This window comes from Persicobacter psychrovividus (assembly GCF_036492425.1).
Taxonomy (GTDB): Bacteria; Bacteroidota; Bacteroidia; order Cytophagales; family Cyclobacteriaceae; genus Persicobacter; species Persicobacter psychrovividus.
In genome coordinates, this window is the sequence record NZ_AP025293.1 from 701,977 (window position 1) to 723,692 (window position 21,716).

Sequence of the window (21,716 nt, forward strand, 5' to 3'; positions counted from 1 at the left end):
AAGGGTTGAGCGGGAATCAAATGTAGCGATGAGATGCGCAATACGGCAGAAAAACAGCATGATTTTGCCATTTTCGAACTCATGGCAGCAAATATTTATCATTTCTTGTTTTCGAATACGTTTGCATTTGATTGTTCATAATCAGTCCCTTCAAACAGAAGTTGTTGAGCTAATTATCATTAAATTGTCAATGAATATTTATAAATAATTCCTATGATCAAGAAAACGATTTTGGGCATCAGCCTCTTAGCCGGTTTGGGCTTGGGCGCATGCAACAATGAGCAATCACAGCAAACGGACGTCAGTGTAAACACCAAGACGCCCTTCATGTGGGAAAACGCTAACGTTTATTTTTTATTGACCGACCGATTTAACAACGGAGATAAGAGTAACGATTTAAACTTTGACAGAACCAAACCAACAGGTCCTTTGCGTGGCTTTATGGGAGGTGACCTTAAGGGGGTCAAAGAAAAAATAGCGTCAGGTTATTTCGATAAACTGGGCATTAATGCAATTTGGTTTACGCCTGTTGTAGAGCAAATTCACGGTTCTGTGGATGAAGGCACGGGCAATACCTACGCCTATCATGGCTATTGGGCTAAAGACTGGACAGCCTTGGATCCTAACTTTGGCACCAAAGAGGATTTGGCTGAAGTGATCGCTTTGGCGCACAAACACGGCATCCGTATTTTGATGGATGTGGTGATCAACCATACAGGACCTGTAACCAAAATGGACCCTGTTTACCCAAGTGACTGGGTGCGTGTGAAGCCAAAATGTAAATACGACAATTACACCAACACTGTGGATTGTACTTTGGTGGACAACCTGCCAGACGTTCTGACCAACTCTGATCAGGAGGTTCGTTTGCCAAAAATGTTGAAAGAAAAGTGGGAGAAAGAAGGCCGCTTGGATCAGGAAGTGAAAAGCCTGAACGAGTTCTTTGCCAAAACGGGTTACCCTCGTGCACCACGTTTCTATATCATGAAATGGTTATCGGACTATGTGCGTGATTATGGTGTGGATGGTTTCCGTGTCGATACGGTAAAACATACAGAAGCGGGCATCTGGGATGAATTGAAAAAAATCGCTTCGGATGCTTTCAAAGCATGGAAGCAAGAACACCCTGACCAAGTATTGGATCAAAATGATTTCTATATGGTCGGAGAGGTGTATAACTATAACATCAGTGCTGGTCAGGATTTTGATTATGGTGACACCACCGTGAACTTCTTCCAAAATGGGTTCAAGAGCTTGATCAACTTTGAATTTAAGGCTGATGCACAGCTGGATTATGAAACTATTTTCAAAAAATACGATGCCATTCTTCACAGTTCGCTGGAAGGAAAATCGGTATTGAATTATTTGACTTCTCATGACGACGGACAGCCGTTTGATGTGGAGCGTAAGCGTCCATTCGAGTCAGCGAATAAATTGTTATTGACACCTGGTGCTTCGCAGGTTTATTATGGTGATGAAACGATCCGTCCTTTGCATTTCGAAGGTGCTGATGGTGATGCCAACCTGAGAACCTTCATGAACTGGGACGAGATCAAAGGCAACACAGAGCGCAACGGCTTTAAAGTTGATGAGGTATTGGAACATTATCAGAAATTAGGACAATTCCGTGTTAATCACCCTGCTGTTGGAGCGGGTCGTCATCAAATGATTTCGCAGTCACCTTATGTATTCAGCAGAATTCTGAAGACAGATGATTATCAGGATAAAGTAGTGGTTGCACTTGATTTACCGAACAAGCCAACGAAAATTTCAGTAGCGAAAGTCTTCGCCAATGGAACGGAGTTGCTGGACAACTATTCAGGCAAAACGGTGAAGGTCGTGGATCAGCAAGTAACGGTTACCGCTACAAGAGGCGTAGTGCTGTTATCGAAAAAATAAATATAGAAAAACCTCCTTTTCAAATCCTTTCACGCGCAGGTGGAAGGATTTTTTTTATGCCTTTTTTTACGTGCCCGAACGTATCTTCTTTTTCAGATTATTGTTTAGAAAAATCATGAATTAAGGACGAATTGCTTAAAAATATGGCTATTGAATGACTTCATCGCCTAAAAATCCCGTTTATGTAGGATACAATTCAACATCAATTCCCTTAAAATATATGTCTGAAAAATTAAAAATCGGAATCAGTACCTGTCTTCTTGGTGTCAATATTCGCTATGATGGTGGCCATAAAAATTCTCGCCTGGTCAATAAGTTTGAGAAAATATTTGATTACCACCCGATTTGTCCTGAAGTGGGCAGCGGCATGAGCACTCCCCGTCCTGCGATTCATTTAATGGAAGGCGATAGCCCTGAGGAGGTGCGTCTGGTGGAATCAAAAAACCATGAAGTGGACTATACTGATCAGATGCAGGCCTATTCTGAAAGGGAAACCAAAGCACTGCAGGATTTGGTGGATGGCTATATCCTGATGGGGAAATCACCAAGCTGTGGGATGGACCGCATAAAGGTATATAAAAAAGCGGGGCAGCCTTCGGCCAATAAAGCGAGAGGACTTTTTGCTGAAAAGCTATTGGTGAACAACCCACTTTTACCCGTGGAGGAAGAGGGCCGACTGCATGATGCCGTCCTGCGGGAGAACTTCATCGCAAGGGTCTATATCTTCAGGGAATGGAAACAGTTTATAGCGCAGGAGCCTTCTGTGGCGGGCCTACAGCTCTTTCATCAGAAATTGAAATATAAGGTGATGAGTCATTCCCCTTCAGCACTGAATCAGCTTGGTCGGATGGTTTCCAATCCCGATAAAAAAGCGATGGATCAGGTGTACAAGGAGTACATTGCCTTGCTGATGGAGACGATCAAGCAACCTGCCAAGAAAAACGGCATCCTCAATGCACTTCAGCATGTGTATGGCTATTTTAAAAATAAAGTGGATGAGGATGAAAAAAAATACCTCCTTGAGATGCTTGAAGACTATAAAGAGGGCTTCGTTCCACTGATTATGGTGCGAAGGGCATTGAGCCACCTTGCTGAAAAGCATGAAAATGAATATATTCTGCAACAAAATTTAATTAAAAGGTATCCTAAGCACCTCAATCTTTATCGAGATTTGTAAATTGAATTGGATTATTTTTCTTCTTAACCCAACAAATGACCTTAAAACATGAAAAAACAACCTTATTTTTATCTCCCCCTGTTGGTGATCTTTATGCTCATTGGCTGTAAAAGCAATGATGTTGAGGAAGGGCCTGTGATCGGTGGGGAACTCGGTAGTTTTCAGATCTCGGCACCTCAGTTGAGTCGCGGATCTGTGAATATTGAGGTAATCCAAAGCAGTCAGGAGGCTACCGCTACCCCGCAAAAAGCCACGCTGATTGTCTCAGGTGTTGACCAAATGACGCTGGAGCAGGAACCACCTTACAATTTCACACTCGATACCAAAAACATCAGCGATGGAGAAAAGGAAGTGGCCGTTCGTCTTGACGGAGGCGAAGGGGTGAACTCAAAAATAGTAAAAAGTGCCACCCTGATTGATAATGTAATCCTGACCGTCAGTGTGCCTGCAGGATATAATGAGGCTTTTAAAATGGCCAATTCGCTGGACGATTATTCGCAGCACTGGTACCTGACCGATTCCCTCGGTAACTTACTGACGGAAGAAGCACAATGGGAGGAAGGGGCTGATATCGCCATTATGACTGATCCATCGGATGCCAATTTTTTATATAAACTGGCCATTGTGGAAAAGCTGATCGGAGAGGATGAAAATGGACAAACCGTTGAAGTTCAGCGATTAAATTATCAGGACATTTTGTCCTTTAATGATGCTCAATTGACTTTTGAATTGCCGACATCAGGCGATATAGAAACGGACACGCTTTCAAGGGTGGTTGTCGAAAATGTACCTGATGGTGTAGATCCACAGCTGGCGAGTGTCTTTCCTTTGGTGGTTTCACGTGATGGATCCACTGTTACTTATAACCTGATTGCAGCGAAAGGGCAAGAGATTCCTGCCCAAAGCTTTATTCCATTGGTGGTTTATTTTGATGATGCCGATGGGAAATTAATTGATGATAAAACGGCTTATGTTGGGATGGTACAGGATGGCATGGAGGAGTTTGATTACACCTCCTCAGACCTAAGCACACCTGACGGACAGCTGAAAGCGTCGGTTAAAATGGTCGAAGCATCGAATATCACGATGTATACACAGGGAACAGAGGTGATGCTTTTCGGTAAAGAATTTAACATGCCCGTAGATGCTTTCAACTTGCCTTTTGGTAAAACATTATCGGCAGGAGTAAACAGCATTACAGGTGACTTTTTCGCTGGGCAGTATTTGAGTGATGTTGATGGAAAAGAGGTACTGTATGAGCTTTACGGGTCGAATATCGTTCAATCATCTGATTTCTTTGACATCAATGTAGACCTGAATGCAAGCAGTACAAACTGGAATAAGCTGACGTATGATCAGCAAAATTTCAACTCTACCATTGCGATGTCGGTCAATGATAGCGGCGACAAGCAGGGGGTGATTACTGCGCAGTTTGTTTATAATTATTCGGTTGATTTCAGTCTGAAATTTCCTGCGAATGTAAGTGCGGTTTACCCAATTATTGATGGCATGAAATCCGATCCAGTGCAAACCATCGATGGGGTTGTTTTGGGTTCGGAAGTAGACTATCCTGAAGTTGGGGGCGGTGCACAAACTTTGGCCACGGTGTCTTATCCTTTTAACACTCCATCAAATACCAGAACCACGAGTTTCAGTAAAAGATGGGCGGTCAATGAAATTCGCCATTTCCCGAATCTTCTTCAGCAGTACCAATTCTATCAGCCTATAGTGTTGAAGAATAATTTACTCGGAGAAAAAAGTCCTTTTTAATGGGCATCAATCATTCAAAAGCCACGCTGAATTGCGTGGTTTTTTTTTGCCCTATTGTGTATTGATCCCACAGTTTCTCCTCAAATTGGGGAAAATAATCACAGTTCTTGCTTTGGCATTGCTTTCAGATATGTGCCATACGGCTCCTGAGGCCATTTTTTGTGGAAGAGAAAGGTTTGGAATGGATTTTTCAATAATCGGGTAAACGAACACTACCTATTTTTAACAAATATAACTTATGAAGAGTATTAAAGAATTTACACTGATTTTGATTGGGCTGTTATTGATTATTTTTATGGTTCAGTGTGAACAAGCTGATGAGAGATCGCAGGCAATGGACAAGGACAAAACGGCATTAAAAGAAGAAATTACCCATTCAATTGCTTTGCTCGATAAAGAAATTCAACAACTGAAGGCTAAGCTGCATGAGCAGGCAGCAAAAACCACCGACGCATTGGAGGAACATTCGGACACTGTAGAAGATAAGGTAGAAAATACTACTGACGATATGGGAGATGCTGTCGAAAATGTACACGACCATATTGGTAATCAGGCGGAAAAGTCACTGGAGGAACTTGAAGACATGAGAACCGCTTTGCGTAAAAATCTTGAAGGGATAAAAGAGGCAACGACTTCGGAATGGAAAGCTTTTAAAGCTGAAACAACCAAAAATTTGAAAGAAGTTAATCAATTCCTCTCAAATGCAGTTGATGATAAGTAATAGCGTGCCCAAAAAATATCGGGCGTTCATTTCTTAATTAAACTGTAAAACATGGATTTTTCACTATCGCAGGCAATAAACATCATCAGTGAAAAACTGATGGAATGGCTGAAGTCATTCACAGCAATGTTGCCTAATTTTGTCATTGCCATTCTGGTATTGGTATTGTTTATTATCATCGCCAAACTCATCCGACGATTGAGCAATAAGCTTGTGGGCAATTTTTCTGACCGCCCAGTGATAAAATCCTTGTTCAGTAATTCCATCTATGTAGCGGTAATTATTCTTGGATTGCTGATCGGCCTGAAAATATTGCACCTTGAGCAAGCGGTGGGTTCTTTACTGGCGGGTGCTGGGATTATTGGTTTGGCACTGGGTTTTGCTTTTCAGGATATTTCCGCAAACCTGATCTCTGGGGTCATGATGGCCTTTCGCCGACCCATTGAAGTGGGGCAACTGATAGAATCCAATGGCTTTATTGGGAAAGTGGATAAAATCAATTTGCGGGTAACACAGATAAAAAGCCTTGATGGTAAACACGTTCTGATTCCCAACAAAGACGTTTATCAAAATCCAATTATCAATTATACCAAAGACAGCGACCGCCGTGTGGATCTTGCTGTGGGGGTTGGTTATGAGGATGATTTAGAGAAAGCAAAAAAATTAGCCATCGATGCCGTTCAGCAAATTGATGGACTGAAACAGGGCAGGGAGGTGAAGCTCTTTTATACTGAATTCGGTGGCAGTTCTATTAATTATGTGATTCAGTTTTGGCTGTCGGAAGCTGGCCAACAATTTTTTCTCGAAGCCAGAAGCCAGGCGATTATGAATATCAAAAAAGCGTATGCCGAGGGGGGGATCGATATTCCATTCCCAATTAGAACCCTTGATGTCCCTCAGGAATTAATTGATGCGATCGCCAACAAGACCGACCAGCAATCGGCTGAAGACAGCAAAGCATCTAAAAAATCATCCCAGGGAGAAAAGGGCGATACGCAATAGCTTTCAAATAAGCGAAGTTAATTTAACATAATGCGAAAGAGTAGAAGTCTTCCCTGCTCGGCTAAATTCCTCAATTTATGAATTGGGGAATTTTTACACATTTTGTAGGGGGACTTAAACTTTGAAATGAAAATCTGGCTTAGGAGTGGTGAAGGGGGATTTTGAGCGCATAGCAACGCTACTGGTAATCTTAATTTAAAATCACTTTCAATCATCTGATATAACCATGAGGTGCTAAGATTTTAAACATGTTCTTACGATCATCATTGATGAATTTTCTTTATTTAATTGATCTTCAAAATTGACGAAAGGGAAAGTTATACTCGGCTTCTCCTGCCGAAACACTGAAGAAAGATTGTGGGTTTCTACTTGTATATTTTATATTTATGATTTATTAAATGACTAAAAAAAACTGTTGATTTTTTACACATTCAGTAGTTGTAAATAGTAATAATAAGTCCTGTTTTGAGGTACTTATTTATCAGTAAATCAGCAATAATATTTTAAAAATTGTAGAAAATTTTCCCCAAAAAAAGCGCAAAAACTTTATGTCTTTGCGCTTTTATTTTGGCCTTGTACTCATGCTAAGGCTCTATATTATATTGCTTCAGTTTATTGTATAGGGTTTTTCGGTCGACTCGCAGTGCTTCTGCCGTTTTCGATTTATTGAAAGCATGATAGGTCAGTGCAAACAAAATCGCTTGTTTCTCGGCTTGCTCCACCACCTCTTTTAAGGGTAATGGTTGCCCGCTTTGTTCAGCGACTTGTAATTCTTCTTCCTCCGTAACAGGCAAGAAAAGCTCTTGCGGTAAATGGTCACGAGTAATCAAACGATCAGCGGATAATAAAACAGCACGCTGCATGACGTTTTTCAGCTCGCGTAAATTTCCGTACCACTGGTATTTTTTCAATATGCTAAGTGCCTTTTCCTCAAGGTTATCAACAGATTTTCCCAAAACCTTATTGGCATTTTGAATAAACAATTTGGCGAAGGTATGGATATCATCTGGGCGCTCACGTAAAGGGCTTAGTTCAATCTTAAATTCGTTCAGGCGATGATAAATATCTTCCCTGAAACTCCCTGCCATAATAGATTGCTTCAGGTTATCATTTGTCGCCACGATCACACGCACATCAATGGGCACATCTTTACTGCCACCAACGGCACGGACTTTCCTTTCTTGCAAAACCCGAAGTAGCTTCACCTGGTTCTCATAAGAAAGATTTCCGATTTCATCGAGAAAGAGTGTCCCTCCATTGGCCAGTTCAAAACTACCTTTTTTATCTTGAATAGCACCGGTAAAGGCACCTTTGATATGCCCAAATAATTCGCTGCTTGCCAGGTCTTTAGTAAGTGATCCACAGTCTATTGCCACAAAAGGCTTTGCAGAACGCTTGCTGAGTTGGTGAATGGCACGTGCCACATATTCTTTTCCTGTACCTGTTTCACCAGAAATAATCACCGACAAATCGGTTGGGGCAATCAGCTGAATATTCTTGTAAACGGTTTTCGCCTGTGGGCTTTCACCAACAATGTATTCCCAGGTGTTTGTTTGTGGCGCTGGTGAAGTGGTATTTTTAACAGGCACACCCTGTTCTGCTGAATGGGCTTTCTGCAGCACATTCTTGATCGTCAGCAGGATCTCATCTGGATACAGGGGTTTGGTAACATAATCTGAGGCACCTTTTTTAAAGGCGTCCACGGCTAATTTCACATCACCGTAACCTGTAATAATGATCACCAGGGATTTAGGATGAATGATTTTTATTTTCTGTAGCATTTCAATTCCCGAATAATCAGGGAGTTTCAAGTCACAGAGAATTACGTCGAAAAATGTTTCTTTGAAGATTTCTTCCCCTTGCTTACCGTTTTTTGCAGTAGCAACCTCATAGCCCTTCTTCTCCAGAAACTTCTTCAATAATAGGCAGATGTCAGCATCATCGTCTATAATTAGTATTTTACTCATTTGGCAATTGGTCAATTATTAAGGTAATGTCTTTTTTTGTAAATGGCTTATGAATAAAGCCGTTCACATTCAACGCCTCTACCTGCTTACGTTCAGACTCACCATCCCAAGCACTCATAAAGTAAATGTTTGCAGGATGATCGATGAATGAGATGAGATCAAAACCTGAGCCATCAGGCAGGTTTAAATCCAGAAAATACAGAGTTGCCTGCTCCCTTTTCAGGAGGATTTTGGCATTGGCACAATCATGCGCACAATGCACCCTGTGCCCGAGTTTTGCTAATATTTTCCCGAGCATTAGGCAGATCTCCTTCTCATCATCTATGATTATAATCTTCATGATTTAGTTGATAAAAGAACTGATTTATAAATTTAATATTTTAGTTCTTTTTATTGATTAATTTGCAAATAAAATTATTGCTTACATAAGTATAATGGGCAAATTATCTTGATAAATGAGCTTATCCATCAGACTGTTTTTAAAGATTTTTTCCGCAAAGTTGGGCGTCTTTAGCAGTGTAACGATCAAATCGGGCTTAGAACGTAAAATTTGTTCCTTGGCGGTATCAAAAGGACTTTCCTCTACGGTATCGAGTACCTGGGTTGGTGCCACAGGTTTTGTATAATATTGAATATCCAGCCCTGCTTCCACGAGCTTGGTTTTGGAAACTTCCTCAACACATACCAAAGCAACCTGAGGCATGTGCGTTCCGAAAATGGCCTTCAGCTTATTCAGTCTTTCGGGGGTAAGCATTTCCTGATCTTCGGCTACCAGTGTAATTTTACTGATGATAGGCTGAGTGGCTTCCTTAGGAATGGATAAAATTGGCGTATCAATTTCTTCAAGCAATGACAGCGTGTGCGTATTGGTCATCATTCGTTCAACGGTTCCTTTCTCTCTGGCACCGAGTACCACCAAATCGGGCTTTGTAACCTCTTCATACCTTTTAATGACTTCAGCCAAAGAACCACAATCAAAATAGGTGGACTCCTTCGGGTCAAGTCTGAGGCGTTCAGCTTCTTGGTGCAGGCGTTGCTTCAGGTCTTTCTCGTAATGTTCAGGCGGAACAATTGGCGTTGGGCTTGCGGTAAGCGTTGTTGTAGGGGAAACGGCCTGATAAGCGTGTAAAAGGGTAAAATGCGCTTCCTGTGTAGCCATCATGTGTTTTGCAAACTGATAAGCGTGCTCTGATGCAGGTGTAAAGTTTGTGGCGGCAATAATATTCAATTTCGATATGTTCATAAATTTTTATCGTTGGTTCTGCTCCTAATATTGGAAACATCATGCCAATTGAAGGATACAAGGCTATGCGGGTTTTAGTCAAGATTTTATAGATCAATACGTGTAAAAATTCCCCAACACAAGATCTGAATGGGGAATTTTTTCCTCAAATATTACCTAAAGCCTGCCTCCCCTCGGGCGTAATGGGCGATTTTGAGATCGGAGGCAATTTTGCAGCTTTAAGGGTGTACCAAACTTAAAACACATGATTAGAGATAGAAACCACCGAACGTTTTTAAATGGATTTGCTTCAAATGACACCATGAGTAGTCATTATATGACAGACGATCTGAATCCCGCTTTTACCCAAATGGAGGTGCAGAAGATTGATGTTGGCCATCAGTTAATCATTAAACTCAAGACCCCCAACTACAAGGTAGAGGATATCGAATTTAAAATTTTGCATGACCGAATAGTGGTGAAGGGGCAGGTTGAAAAATCAAAATCAGCAGGTATTCAGCCCAATGCCCTGAGTGTGGCACCCATCCCTTTTGAAGAAACCATCATGATTCCTGAATCTGTGGATGCCCAAAAGGTTACTGCCAATTTCAGAACTGGGGTGGTGACTATCCTGATGCCACGCTCTTAAATTTAATCCGAAAAAGAGGTATCTGAGCCCGAAGAAGCCGTTTTTAGCACTGTTTATTGTAGTGCCAGAAACGGCTTTTTTTGTGCGTTATTGTTTTTTGATCAGTTGCATTGTTTTTTCCGTTTGGATTGAATGCAAGTTTATATTTAAATTAGTACTTATATCAATGAATCTTGATGGGGGTAATTTGTCGCCTTACGACTGTTTGGCAGCGCCTACACCTTCAAAACCAATACTTTGGGGTGCTGACAAATTTGATGAAATTTTTTATCTTCCCCCTTTAACTATGACCTCGCCTATGGAAACGAAGAAACTGTTGAATGCTATTTTGGATTCCTCGATGCACCCCATTATTCATTATAATGCGTGTAGGAATGGCGCTGGAGAAATTGTCGATTTTGAGTATGGCTTCGTGAATGAGATTGCAAGGGAGTTGCTGATATCGCGTTGGGTGCCTTTGCCAATAGAAGGCAAGCGACTGCTGACTTACTTTCCTGAAGTGAAAAATTCGGCACTGACGAAGGCTTTTCGGCGGGTGATTAAAACAGGGAAAGCCGAGGAAATAGAGTACCTTCACCATGCTGCTGTAGGCTCCGAGCACTGGTACCTGATCAGTATTGTCAAGCACGACGACGGCATCACCTGTACTCTTCAGGATGTCAGTAAACTTAAATCGACCTTATTTGAACTTGACCATAAAAACCGCAAATATCATCGGCTTTTTGAGCAATCTATGGAGCCCGTATTTGTGATGGATGAGCATTATATGGTGGTGGATAGCAATAATGTGTTCGACAGGATGTTTGGTGACCTTTGTGACGAGCAGATTGATCGACTTTTTTGCAATGAAGAGGACTGGCAGTTTGTAAGTGCGAAGCTTAAAAAGAAGCGGCTGCTCAAGGAATTTGAGGCTGATTTGAAAAGCCGAAGAGGTAAGAAGGTCGAAGCCTTAATCAATATTTCGCCGGTGTTTGATGAAGGAAGTGAGACTTATGAATACCTTGGTGTGGTGCGCGACCTTTCGGCGAGGAAACAGGCCGATCGTGAAATCATGATGGCAGAGAAACTCTCCATGACAGGGAAGATTGCCCGAACGATCGCTCATGAGGTTAGAAATCCGCTGACAAATTTATCTCTGGCTTTGGAACAGCTGAAGGATGAAGTGGGCGAAGGCGTTGAAGATGCAGATTTATATTTTGATATTATCGACCGAAATGCCAAGAGAATAGGGGCGCTGATCAGCGATCTGCTGAATTCTTCCAAACCGAAAGCCCTGATCCTGAAGTCAGGAAATATGAATGAGGTGTTGGAGCATGTCGCCAATTTAGTGGCAGACAGGATGCGCCTGCAAGATATAAAACTGAACATGCAACTGAAGTCGCCATTGCCTGAGTATGAAATGGACGCGGAGCAATTGCACACTGCTTTTTTAAACATTATCGTTAACGCGATGGAGGCGGTTGCAGAGAAGCGCGGGGTGATTTTCATCAAGACGCGTAAGTTCAAAAAACACCTTGAAGTGATTGTTGAAGACAACGGAAAAGGAATACCTGCTGAGGAATTACAGGAAATGTTTGAACCTTATTTTACCCGAAAAAGGGAAGGGACAGGCTTGGGATTGACCACCGTTCAGAATATTATCCGCAGTCATGATGGCAAGATTCGGGTGGAAAGTAAAGTAGGCATCGGGACGAAGTTCATTGTATCCTTCCCGTTGCGCTAATTCCTCAAATGTGTGTATTTTTTCCCCAAATTTTAGTCAGTACCCCTCCTCAGAGGCCTTCAGGGCGGTGGAACAGTTTTGGCAACCGTAAAGGTGAACCAAAATTATAATATATGACTATTGCAGAAAAAAAATCATTACGACCGTTCGTACGTTTAGGATATACCAAATTGGAAACCGCCGAAATCGTGGACAAGCTGAACAAGCTATTGGCCAATTATGCGGTGCATTACCAAAAGCTGAGGAATTTCCACTGGAACGTTAAAGGGGCGGATTTCTTCGAGATTCATGAACGTTTTGAGCAGCAATATAATATCGCCAAAGTAAACATAGATGAAATAGCGGAGCGAATTCGCGTGTTTGGGCAGCGTCCACTGAGTACGATGCAGGAGTTTTTGGACCATGCCGAAATTAAAGAGGTCCATAAGGAGATGACCGCCATGGAAATGGTGAAAGAGATTTTAAGGGACTATGAAGCCCTGCTGGAATTTTCTTTCGATGTGATCGATTCAGCCATTGAAAATGGTGACAGTGGAACCGAGGACATGATGAAAGGATATGTGAAACAAATTGAGAAAGACCACTGGATGTTTACGGCTTTTTCTTCGGAAAAATAAGCCGATCTTTTCCCGCATTCAGGGAACTCATCAGCCTTTAAGTTTTCACTCCTTTTTTTCATTAAACCCAACCTTAGTTTATGGCTCGAAATATCATTGAAGTGATCATTTTAATAGCATTCCTCGTCGCGTTTATGGCCATTGCCGCCCAGTATTTGGGGGTAACTTATACCGCCGCTTTTCAGTATTGGTGGTTGTTATTACTCATGGTAGCAGGCTATTTTATGATCCGCAGGAGGTAATTCGCTCAGCAAATATAACCCTCTGGAGGAGCCTGTCGATCTTATCAAAAAGGTCGGTTGGTTTTTTTCATATCTCCAAATCCGTTAAATTAGCACATTAAAAAATCAACTTTACCCATGAAATTATGAGCCGTAGTTTAATAGAAATGATTGTCCTGATCGCTGTTATCATATTGGTGGTGATCATTGCCGCCAAAGTACTTGGCCTTGCCTTTTCTATTGTTTTTAAATATTGGTGGCTACTATTAATTATCGGTGGCGGTTATTATCTGCTTCGGAAAAATTAATATTCAAATCAAGGAGCACAAAATACTTATGCATAAAAAAATCCCGAACACTCGAAGTGTTCGGGATTTTTGTCTTTTAGAGCGTGTTTAAAACTTAAAAATTCACCGTAAGAAGGGAAGTTTTTAAACACGCTCTTAGCAGTTTTCAGCGCTTCCTTAAAGGTCAGCAAAGAAATCATTGCCTTTATCATCAACAATGATGAAGGCTGGGAAGTTCTCAATTCGGATTTTTCGAACCGCTTCCATTCCCAGTTCAGGGAAGTCAACCACTTCTACGGATTTGATATTTTCTTTGGCAAGGATTGCCGCAGGCCCACCAATAGAACCAAGGTAGAAGCCGCCATGTGTTTTACAGGCGTCAGTTACTTGCTGAGAACGGTTACCTTTGGCCAGCATGATCATCGATCCGCCGTGCGACTGGAATTCACCAACATAAGGGTCCATTCTGCCTGCCGTTGTTGGGCCGAAAGATCCCGAAGGCATCCCTTCTGGCGTCTTTGCAGGACCTGCATAATAGACAGGGTGATTTTTGAAATATTCTGGCATGGCTTCACCGCGGTCAAGCATCGCTTTAATTTGTGCGTGGGCAATATCACGGGCAACGATCAGCGTACCGCTTAATTTCAGTCGGGTTTTGATCGGGTGCTTGGTCAGTTCTGCCAAAACCTCTTTCATCGGACGGTCAAGGTCGATCTCCACAGGCTTTTCAAGGTTTGGTGCCACAGCAGGCAACAAACGGCCAGGGTTTTGCTCCAGTTGCTCGACAAAAAGGCCTTCTTCAGTAATTTTCGCCTTGATATTTCTGTCCGCAGAACAGCTCACGCCCAAACCTACAGGGCAGGATGCCGCATGGCGGAACAAGCGGATCACGCGAACATCGTGCGTGAAATATTTACCACCGAACTGCGCTCCAATAGAGGATTCCTGACAGATTTTCTGAATTTTTTCTTCCCACTCCAAATCGCGGAAAGCCTGTCCGTCAATGCTTCCTTCAGTAGGGAGGTTATCAAGGTAGCCTGCCGAAGCCTGCTTGACCACCTTCAGGTTGGTTTCCGCCGACGATCCACCAATCACAAAAGCGAGGTGATATGGTGGGCAGGCAGCAGTACCGATGCTTTTAATTTTATTTTTGACAAATTCTGTCAGCGATTTCTCATTCAGTAAAGCCTTTGTTTCCTGAAACAAGTAGGATTTATTGGCAGATCCCCCACCTTTGGCAAGGAAAAGGAAATCGTAAGAATTACCGCCTTTGGCATAAAGGTCGATCTGTGCTGGCAGGTTTGTTCCTGTATTTTTTTCCTCGAACATGCTCAATGGCACGACTTGCGAATACCGCAGGTTGCGCTCGGCATAGGTGTTGAAAATCCCTTTGGAAAGAAAGGCTTTATCATCCGCACCCGTATAAACATCTTCTCCTTTTTTTCCCATTACAATGGCCGTACCAGTATCCTGACACGAAGGCAGCTGGCCATCTGCGGCAGTTTTGGCATTCTGTAATAAGGTGTAGGCCACAAAGCGGTCGTTATCGGTTGCTTCAGGATCTTCAAGAATTTTAGCCACTTTTTCAAGGTGACTCGATCTCAGGTAAAAAGAAACATCAGCCATCGCCTCTTTCGCCAAAACGGTCAGGGCTTCAGGATCTACCTTTAAAATTTTTCGACCATCAAACTCAACAGTTGATACATAATCTTTGGTAATCAGGCGATATTTTGTGTCGTCTTTGCCCAAAGGGAAGGTTTCTTGATATTTAAACTCAGCCATTATTTCAAATGCTTTTGGTTTATTGTTCTCTTAAAAAATTTCTATATGAAAGAGCAGCGATGTGGGTGAGAAATTGCGCCCAAAGGTTGTTCTCCTTGAACAAATATAGCTTGATCGGGGAAAATATGACTATGAGTTATCTCATATATAGTGTGATTTTTCAATATTTAACAGAAAAATTAACCCTTGAATAATTAAATTTTGAGCTTTTGGGGCTACGGCCTTTCTGCTTCGATTTCCAATGTCAGAATATTAGTGACCAATGCCGTGTGCCATTATTTTTGAACGGCTCACATCACTATTCATTTCCTTTTTTCAAGTTACTTTAATGCATAAAAACCCTCTGCTGTGTTCGGAGGCGCTATAAAATGCAGGTGTTTCAGTTGGTTATTTTGAAGGGATTTTCCACGGGCATTCGCTCGTTACTGTGTCGGGGTCATAAGGATCAGCACCTTCGACCAAGGCATGGTTTTTCCAAAAGTCATACGCTTGTCGGTTGGCCCGTTTATCGAAAGGCTCCACGGTTGCTTTGGGGCCGAAGAAGCAGGTCAGGATGCGGTAATGTTGCGCATGTTTTTTCAGAATGACCGTCAGGGCGTTGGTCGGCAGGGGAGTTTTATTTCTGACAAATCGACTGTGCCCTTTTCGGTGTTCCCGTACGGCATAAAAAACATCATCCTCGGCCGTGGTGGGGACACATTCCTGTAGGCCGATATTTTCAGGAAAATGGACGGTTTTCTCGACCGTGAACCGATCCATCAAGCTGATTTGCATTAACGCTTTCGGTAAAAGCTGCCGTACATTTCGGTGCAGGTGACTGTGGTCGGGGCGGTCGGCGACCAACTGTTGATCCCTGCTGAAAAAAACTTCGCGGATATTTGTTGCCTGTTCGTGTTCAGCAATAAAAATAACAGGGCTTTGATGTTGTGGACTGACACCCTTCAATTCATTAAACTGAAAAGAATAGTGCGCTCCAGTAGGCAATGCAATAGTCCCACATTGTTCGGCCTCTTGAATGCGAATGATTTTTCCGATCTGCTCCATGATCAATACTAAAGTGCTTCAGGCTGAAAAACAATGAAGCTATGGACTTTTTTTGCGGATCAGGCTATTGTTCCTGATCTAAAATAGGGGGTGTCCATAAAAATTTTTCAAAAAATATTGGTCAAAATCAATCAGTATGCTCTCGATCAAAATAGGCCATTGAGCTCTGTGAAGGGCATTTTTGAAGCTGATCGTTCAAGTTCAGAAATTGCTGATCGGTCTTTATGAGCATTTTTATTCGCCTTGTGCATATCGATTATTGTTGTTTTTGGATAGATTATGCACTGTTATGGGTGTGGGAGGTTATTTAGAATATCCAAAATTGGTAAGTCAGGCAATGAGGCCTAAGTCTGTAAGCTTTATCATTTTGAAAGATGATCTACGTGTGGTTGCTTTTAACTCAAACAATAATTTGACAAGAAAATGAGAAACTTCGATAAACTAAAAGTACTGACTTATCAGCCGTCAAAAGCAGTGCAAATGGCAAAATACCTTCAATATCACTTTGGAGGGAAAATCTCACAGAATTTGTGGGAAAAGAAAGACTTTGGCTCTTTTAGGTACTTCAGTTTTGAGGATATGGAAATTGCCCGTTCGTCTGCTTATTTTGAAAAAGAACTTTTAGTACAACGGCAGGCCAGCCAGCGTTCAGATTATTGTATGCTGTATTTCAGTATTGAGCACCCCACGCCATGGAAAAACACAGATACAGAAAGTAAGCCTTCGGCAGAGCCAAAAGCAGGTTTGTTTTTCTCCAATCAGGACAGTGAAATCTATTTCCCGAATGGCTATTGGTACCGCCAGTTTACCCTGCGGGTGAAAAAATCCCTGATGGTTGAAGCCTTGGGGCCTAAGCATTCGCTGTCGAAAAAAATATTGAACGATGAGCCTTACACGATAGAGCAGGCCGTATCGGATGAAATGCGCGCCCTGTCGATGGGCTTGCTGGAACAGATGAATGGTGCATTGGCGTATTATCAGGCCAAGGCGAAGGCTTATGAGCTGTTGGTGATGTTCGTTAAGCAGATTACCGAAGGCACTTTGGCGATTCATAATGAGAAAGCGCCACCGTTACTCGACGACGACAAGATGGATATTGTCATTAAGGCAAAAGAACTGATGGTGGAAAATTACCTAAACCCACCAAGCCAGTATGAGCTGAGCCGTGAATGTGGGATTAGTGAAACCATGCTGAGAAAAATGTTTAAGCAGGTTTTTCATACCAGTATGTATCAGTTTATCAAAGATTACCGACTGACGAAGGCGAAAAATATGCTGGAAACAACCGACTGGCCGATTAATGTGGTAGGGCAGCGTGTGGGTTATGTGCATATGGGACAATTTTCTGCCGCAATCAAGAAGAAGTTTGGCGTTGGGCCAAAAGGCATTAAAGCGGGCTTGCTCGAAGAAGAGGAGGCAGAATTGGTCGTGGCCTAAAAATAATTCAGCAAAAAAGAATGAGGAGCTCAAAGGAAACTTTGGGCTTTTTGCGTAGCAACAGGGGGGTAAAAACACCGCTGTTGAAGTCGTGGGATTTGGTCTGTGATCTGACATTTATAGGACTCTATAAGGTATAGATAAAATATATAGTGGGGAGGCTTGGGTAGCTGATGAAATCGCTGTTAAATTGCGTATTATCTGTATTTAATTGATGAAAATCTTTTTGCATCTACAAAATGTAGAGCAAGGTGTTTATCGATTCATTACCGTTCACAGTTTATCTTAACCAACAAAAGAACTCAACCCCAATGATCAGGTCGCTTTTCCTATCCCTTTTATTCCTTATTTTTAGTCTGAATGTTTCGGCACAAGCCAACCGAACCGTCAAGGGGATCCTTATTGATGCCGAAACCAAATCGGCTTTGCCTTATGCTTCAGTGATGGTGCATGCGGCGGATTCCGATGAAATGCTCTCGGGGGCAATTTCAGACAGTCAGGGGAAGTTTACCGTCAAGGGGCTTACAGCAGGAAAGTACTTGATCAAGGTGAAGTTTATGGGGTATAAAACCCTTGAAACAGCCACTTTTGAACTCAGCAAGCCGTCTTTTAATGCGGGAACGCTTTCAGTGGTTCCTTCGGTACAGGTGATGGACGGCGTGGAGGTGAAAGCCAAACGCGCAGCTGTGGATTATAACATTGACCGTAAAGTGCTGAATGTGGCGGCAATTTCTACCGCCCTTGGGGGAACAGCAGTAGAGGTGCTCGAGAATTTGCCTGCTGTGGCCGTGGATGCCGAGGGGAATGTCAGCCTTCGGGGTTCAACAAATTTCACCGTTTTTATTGATGGGCGTCCGTCGGTATTTACAGGTTCTGAAGCCCTGCAGCAGTTGCCTGCCTCGACCATTGAAAAAATTGAAGTGATCACCAACCCTTCCGCAAAATATGACCCCGACGGTACTGCGGGGATTATCAATATCATCACTAAAAAGAAAGTAAAGGGATTTTCTGGTGTTGCGAATTTGCATGGAGGAAACCTCGGCAGACTCGGGGCCGATGCGATGTTCACTTATAAGGTGAAGAAATGGAATCTTTACTTTGGTGGCGACTACAACAAGCGGGTACGTGCAGGGAAAAGTGAGTCGGAGAATAACAGTTATTTTGGCGACACCACCTATACGGTTCGCCAAGAGGGTGACCGTAGCCGATGGTTCGATCCTTACAGCGTGAAAGGTGGCTTTGACTATAACCTTTCAGACAACGATCTGGTAACGCTGATGGTTAGTGCGGGGCGTTTTGGTATGGGCTCCCAGTCAAATACCGACATTATTAATACCACCACCATTAATGGCATAGAACAGGACCGTGTATTGTCGGAATCGGATCAGGAGGGGAATATTGATTGGCGTTACCTTTCTGCGGACTTCAATTATCAGCATAAATTTACAAAAGAAGGCCACACGCTTGACATCGGAGGGATGTACCGTGGCAGTGATATGAATCAGTTTGACCGAGGGGTGAATACTACCGCAAGTGGTGCTTATGAACGACCTGCCCAGCTGTCGACGGAGGAAAAACAAGGGCAGGAGTGGCGAGTGAAGGCGGATTATGTATTGCCAATTGCCGAAAACAATAAGCTTGAGCTGGGGTATCAGGGCCGTTTTGAACAAACGTCGGGGAACAATGAAATCTCTTTCAGGACGGAGCCTTCTGTGGACTGGGATCTGCAGGACGAGTTCAGTTACCGCAATGAGTTTTACAGAAATATTCAGGCAGTATATGGGATGTTCAATGGAAAAGTGAGCGACTTTGGCTATCAGTTGGGGCTCCGAGGTGAGTACACAGACCGTCAGGTGAGTATTCTTGATACCAATGAAGATTTTGAAGTGAATCGCTTCGATTATTTCCCAACGGCACACTTTTCTTACCAGTTGCCGCATCAGCAACAATTAATGCTGAGCTATTCCAAGCGCATTAACCGTCCACGATCTTACTATCTGGAGCCTTTCCTGACTTTCAGGGATCAGTATAATGTGCGGTCGGGTAATCCAGATTTGTTGCCAGAATATATCCACTCGATGGAGTTGGGCTACCAGAAGAATATTGCCGATTTTATGTTTTCTTTGGAAGGCTATTACCGCATGACAGAAAACAGTGTGCAATGGGTGCAGTCGGTATTTCAGGAAGATATTTTCCTTTCCATGCCTGAAAATGTCGGGGAAGAACATACCACAGGTGTGGAGCTGATGATCAGTGGGCCTGTGGCCAAGTGGTGGAACATGAACCTGTCGGGGAATTTTGGAACTTACCGACTGACGGGAGAGTTTGAGGGGCGTAGTTTTGACCGTAGTAACATTACAGGATCGGTACGTTTTAATAATGACTTCACCGTTTTGCCAACCACCAAGCTGCAGTTTGGAATGCAGTACAATGCACCAACAATTATTGCGCAAGGGGAACGATCGGCCACTTTCACGGCGAATATGGCTATTAAACAAGAGCTGATTAAAAACCAGTTGTCGCTGACGCTTTCAGGAAGAAATATCTTTGGAACCTTTCAGCGGGAGAGCTTTACCTCTGGCGAAAATTTCAACAACTACTCTTTGCTCGATGCCCGAACGTTTATCGAGGGAACACTCAGTTACCGAATCAATAATTATAAAGTGAAGCGTAATGGCCGAGGTGGAGGCATGGAAGGCAGCGGCGGAGACTGGTAAGTCGTAATCATGCGACATTTACAGTTCGTACCACGAATGATTTGTCAATTACAGCTTGGCTTATCGATCAATCGTCAACCAATATTATTCTTGATGTTGAGGTGTCTTAGGATTTGTTTTTGGTTCATTTCATTAACCAATTAAGGCTGTCTTACTTTCCTTCGGATAAAAAACAGACATCATTCAATTGATAGAACACAAGCTAATTTGCGGAAATGAAAAGGCCTGTTGCAAGATTTGTGCAACAGGCCTTTTTTTGAGCTCGGTGAAGCCCGAGCTCAGATTTCATCAACTTAAGGAAAGTGGTTAGTCGATGTCTTGTGCGCAACGGAACCCCTGATTGAAGGTCGCGTCTTCAGCAACTTTTGTGCGACGAGTAAAAACGGTATGCCCTTTTTCCCGTGCTTCATCGGCCATAAAGGAGCCTCCGCGAATCACTTTATTGCCTGATAATTGCTGACGGAAGCCTTTGCCATCGAAAGGGTAGATGTCATTTTGCATCACCTGCCATACATTCCCCACAGCATCGGTGAGTCCGCATGGAGCAAGGCCAAAAGTACCCACAGGACTGGTGAAAAGGTAGCCATCCATTGGGTTGGGTTTGGTCAGCTCTCCCTGAAAGGTGTTGGCCATATATTTTCCCTTCTGCTGCTCTTCATTGCCCCAAGGGTAAATGGCATCCGATTTCCCTGAGTTGCGAACCGCATATTCCCATTCCTCTTCAGTCGGTAATCTTTTACCTGCCCATTGGGCAAAGGCGGTGGCATCTTTCCAGCTGACTTGCGTAACGGGCATATCGCCCTGCGCGGCTTTGTTCATGCGGCCCATTGGATACTCCCAGTTGGCACCATCCACCAAAGCCCATTGTCCAGTACTGAAGTTGAACACCATGGAGTTGCCAAACTTGTCGGCATCGGTTTGGTAGCCCGTGGCCTGAACGAACTTCCTGAAATCATCGACGGTCGTCAGGTCACGATCCATTTTAAAGGCTTTCACCGTTACCTGATGTGCGGGGCCTTCAATAGGCGCAAACTGATCGGAGCCCATCATGTAGGTTCCTCCCTGAAAAGTAACCATCACCTTGTTTAGCTCGGGCGCTTTGGCGGCGACTTGTGGTTTGGTGGCTGGTACTGCTGGCGGTGCTTGTTCCGTGGTTGTACCTGCTGATTTCTGTTCTTTTTTTTCAGTACAGGCCAAAAGGCTCACCGAAATTAGTCCGCAGAAAAATAATGATCTATAAATGCGTTTCATATTTAAAGGAAAAAATTGAACCGTAAAGCTACAAATATCTCCTAAAAACCACCCACTAAATACATTTCCATCCAAGTTTTAATGGTGAAATTTTAAAGGATGATTGCCTTACAAGGGCTGTCGCATAACTCAGTTCTATGAATTTAGCACAAAAGATTATTTCGTTAGCTGTACGGATGCACCCAATGTCATTAAGTTAAGAAGCAGTCGATCATTTGCTCGAAATTATG

18 protein-coding genes are annotated in these 21,716 nt (G+C 43.0%); 12 read left to right on the plus strand and 6 right to left on the minus strand.

Annotation, left to right across the window (positions count from 1 at the left end; translation table 11 throughout):
• The first annotated feature begins 213 nt into the window (after positions 1-213).
• The 5 genes from AABK40_RS16155 (at position 214) to AABK40_RS16175 (ending at position 6,569) form a co-directional block, all read left to right on the plus strand.
• Positions 214-1,899 carry an alpha-amylase family glycosyl hydrolase gene (locus tag AABK40_RS16155; RefSeq protein ID WP_338398143.1) on the plus strand — a complete coding sequence of 562 codons (1,686 nt, stop codon included), beginning with the start codon at positions 214-216 and terminating at the stop codon, positions 1,897-1,899.
• A 220-nt stretch (positions 1,900-2,119) separates the two neighbouring features.
• On the plus strand, positions 2,120-3,076 hold the full coding sequence (locus tag AABK40_RS16160; RefSeq protein ID WP_332921575.1) for a YbgA family protein: 957 nt from the start codon (positions 2,120-2,122) through the stop codon (positions 3,074-3,076).
• A gap of 48 nt (positions 3,077-3,124) precedes the next feature.
• Entirely contained in the window at positions 3,125-4,846 is a 1,722-nt protein-coding gene (locus AABK40_RS16165; RefSeq protein WP_338398144.1) for a hypothetical protein, read from the plus strand.
• Between the two features lie 238 nt (positions 4,847-5,084).
• Complete coding sequence (locus AABK40_RS16170) at positions 5,085-5,567, plus strand: hypothetical protein (protein WP_338398145.1); 483 nt, start codon at positions 5,085-5,087, stop codon at positions 5,565-5,567.
• A 51-nt stretch (positions 5,568-5,618) separates the two neighbouring features.
• A complete protein-coding gene (locus AABK40_RS16175; protein WP_338398146.1) occupies positions 5,619-6,569 on the plus strand; it encodes a mechanosensitive ion channel family protein in 951 nt (316 codons plus the stop codon).
• 584 nt (positions 6,570-7,153) lie between these two features.
• Here the strand turns inward: AABK40_RS16175 and AABK40_RS16180 are convergent.
• The 3 genes from AABK40_RS16180 to AABK40_RS16190 form a co-directional block, all read right to left on the minus strand.
• A complete protein-coding gene (locus AABK40_RS16180) occupies positions 7,154-8,536 on the minus strand; it encodes a sigma-54-dependent transcriptional regulator (protein ID WP_338398147.1) in 1,383 nt (460 codons plus the stop codon).
• Positions 8,529-8,876, minus strand: coding sequence for a response regulator (locus AABK40_RS16185; protein ID WP_338398148.1), 348 nt, complete (start codon positions 8,874-8,876; stop codon positions 8,529-8,531). Before AABK40_RS16185 ends, AABK40_RS16180 begins: the two co-directional genes overlap by 8 nt.
• A gap of 81 nt (positions 8,877-8,957) precedes the next feature.
• Positions 8,958-9,779, minus strand: a complete 822-nt coding sequence (locus AABK40_RS16190; RefSeq protein ID WP_338398149.1) for a universal stress protein — start codon at positions 9,777-9,779, stop codon at positions 8,958-8,960.
• Positions 9,780-10,023: 244 nt separating this feature from the next.
• Between AABK40_RS16190 and AABK40_RS16195 the strand changes: the two genes are divergently transcribed.
• The 5 genes from AABK40_RS16195 to AABK40_RS16215 all read left to right on the plus strand — a co-directional run bounded on the left by AABK40_RS16195 (position 10,024) and on the right by AABK40_RS16215 (position 13,276).
• A complete protein-coding gene (locus tag AABK40_RS16195) occupies positions 10,024-10,407 on the plus strand; it encodes an Hsp20/alpha crystallin family protein (RefSeq protein WP_338398150.1) in 384 nt (127 codons plus the stop codon).
• Positions 10,408-10,705: 298 nt separating this feature from the next.
• On the plus strand, positions 10,706-12,130 hold the full coding sequence (locus tag AABK40_RS16200) for a PAS domain-containing sensor histidine kinase (protein ID WP_338398151.1): 1,425 nt from the start codon (positions 10,706-10,708) through the stop codon (positions 12,128-12,130).
• 113 nt (positions 12,131-12,243) lie between these two features.
• A complete protein-coding gene (locus tag AABK40_RS16205; protein WP_332921566.1) occupies positions 12,244-12,747 on the plus strand; it encodes a Dps family protein in 504 nt (167 codons plus the stop codon).
• An 80-nt stretch (positions 12,748-12,827) separates the two neighbouring features.
• Positions 12,828-12,989, plus strand: coding sequence for a hypothetical protein (locus AABK40_RS16210; RefSeq protein ID WP_338398152.1), 162 nt, complete (start codon positions 12,828-12,830; stop codon positions 12,987-12,989).
• 125 nt (positions 12,990-13,114) lie between these two features.
• Positions 13,115-13,276 carry a hypothetical protein gene (locus tag AABK40_RS16215; RefSeq protein WP_338398153.1) on the plus strand — a complete coding sequence of 54 codons (162 nt, stop codon included), beginning with the start codon at positions 13,115-13,117 and terminating at the stop codon, positions 13,274-13,276.
• A gap of 156 nt (positions 13,277-13,432) precedes the next feature.
• Here the strand turns inward: AABK40_RS16215 and AABK40_RS16220 are convergent, their stop codons facing one another.
• Entirely contained in the window at positions 13,433-15,037 is a 1,605-nt protein-coding gene (locus tag AABK40_RS16220; protein WP_332921563.1) for a fumarate hydratase, read from the minus strand.
• A gap of 387 nt (positions 15,038-15,424) precedes the next feature.
• The gene (locus AABK40_RS16225; protein WP_338398154.1) at positions 15,425-16,081 is read right to left on the minus strand and encodes a hypothetical protein; all 657 of its coding nucleotides are present in this window, start codon (positions 16,079-16,081) and stop codon (positions 15,425-15,427) included.
• Positions 16,082-16,504: 423 nt separating this feature from the next.
• Here AABK40_RS16225 and AABK40_RS16230 point away from each other — a divergent pair, with 423 nt between their 5' ends.
• The gene (locus AABK40_RS16230) at positions 16,505-17,518 is read left to right on the plus strand and encodes an AraC family transcriptional regulator (RefSeq protein ID WP_338398155.1); all 1,014 of its coding nucleotides are present in this window, start codon (positions 16,505-16,507) and stop codon (positions 17,516-17,518) included.
• Positions 17,519-17,829: 311 nt separating this feature from the next.
• Positions 17,830-20,235: a TonB-dependent receptor gene (locus AABK40_RS16235; protein WP_338398156.1), complete on the plus strand. Its 2,406-nt coding sequence runs from the start codon at positions 17,830-17,832 to the stop codon at positions 20,233-20,235.
• Positions 20,236-20,541: 306 nt separating this feature from the next.
• Here AABK40_RS16235 and AABK40_RS16240 read toward each other — a convergent pair whose 3' ends face one another.
• Positions 20,542-21,486 carry a formylglycine-generating enzyme family protein gene (locus tag AABK40_RS16240; RefSeq protein ID WP_338398157.1) on the minus strand — a complete coding sequence of 315 codons (945 nt, stop codon included), beginning with the start codon at positions 21,484-21,486 and terminating at the stop codon, positions 20,542-20,544.
• Between the last annotated feature and the right edge of the window lie 230 nt (positions 21,487-21,716).

Excerpts from the sequence above, each read along its gene's own strand:
- AABK40_RS16155 (WP_338398143.1), top strand. The coding sequence starts at position 214 with ATGATCAAGAAAACGATTTTGGGCATCAGCCTCTTAGCCGGTTTGGGC.
- AABK40_RS16160 (WP_332921575.1), top strand. The coding sequence starts at position 2,120 with ATGTCTGAAAAATTAAAAATCGGAATCAGTACCTGTCTTCTTGGTGTC.
- AABK40_RS16165 (WP_338398144.1), top strand. The coding sequence starts at position 3,125 with ATGAAAAAACAACCTTATTTTTATCTCCCCCTGTTGGTGATCTTTATG.
- AABK40_RS16170 (WP_338398145.1), top strand. The coding sequence starts at position 5,085 with ATGAAGAGTATTAAAGAATTTACACTGATTTTGATTGGGCTGTTATTG.
- AABK40_RS16175 (WP_338398146.1), top strand. The coding sequence starts at position 5,619 with ATGGATTTTTCACTATCGCAGGCAATAAACATCATCAGTGAAAAACTG.
- AABK40_RS16180 (WP_338398147.1), bottom strand. The coding sequence starts at position 8,536 with ATGAGTAAAATACTAATTATAGACGATGATGCTGACATCTGCCTATTA.
- AABK40_RS16185 (WP_338398148.1), bottom strand. The coding sequence starts at position 8,876 with ATGAAGATTATAATCATAGATGATGAGAAGGAGATCTGCCTAATGCTC.
- AABK40_RS16190 (WP_338398149.1), bottom strand. The coding sequence starts at position 9,779 with ATGAACATATCGAAATTGAATATTATTGCCGCCACAAACTTTACACCT.
- AABK40_RS16195 (WP_338398150.1), top strand. The coding sequence starts at position 10,024 with ATGATTAGAGATAGAAACCACCGAACGTTTTTAAATGGATTTGCTTCA.
- AABK40_RS16200 (WP_338398151.1), top strand. The coding sequence starts at position 10,706 with ATGGAAACGAAGAAACTGTTGAATGCTATTTTGGATTCCTCGATGCAC.
- AABK40_RS16205 (WP_332921566.1), top strand. The coding sequence starts at position 12,244 with ATGACTATTGCAGAAAAAAAATCATTACGACCGTTCGTACGTTTAGGA.
- AABK40_RS16210 (WP_338398152.1), top strand. The coding sequence starts at position 12,828 with ATGGCTCGAAATATCATTGAAGTGATCATTTTAATAGCATTCCTCGTC.
- AABK40_RS16215 (WP_338398153.1), top strand. The coding sequence starts at position 13,115 with ATGAGCCGTAGTTTAATAGAAATGATTGTCCTGATCGCTGTTATCATA.
- AABK40_RS16220 (WP_332921563.1), bottom strand. The coding sequence starts at position 15,037 with ATGGCTGAGTTTAAATATCAAGAAACCTTCCCTTTGGGCAAAGACGAC.
- AABK40_RS16225 (WP_338398154.1), bottom strand. The coding sequence starts at position 16,081 with ATGGAGCAGATCGGAAAAATCATTCGCATTCAAGAGGCCGAACAATGT.
- AABK40_RS16230 (WP_338398155.1), top strand. The coding sequence starts at position 16,505 with ATGAGAAACTTCGATAAACTAAAAGTACTGACTTATCAGCCGTCAAAA.
- AABK40_RS16235 (WP_338398156.1), top strand. The coding sequence starts at position 17,830 with ATGATCAGGTCGCTTTTCCTATCCCTTTTATTCCTTATTTTTAGTCTG.
- AABK40_RS16240 (WP_338398157.1), bottom strand. The coding sequence starts at position 21,486 with ATGAAACGCATTTATAGATCATTATTTTTCTGCGGACTAATTTCGGTG.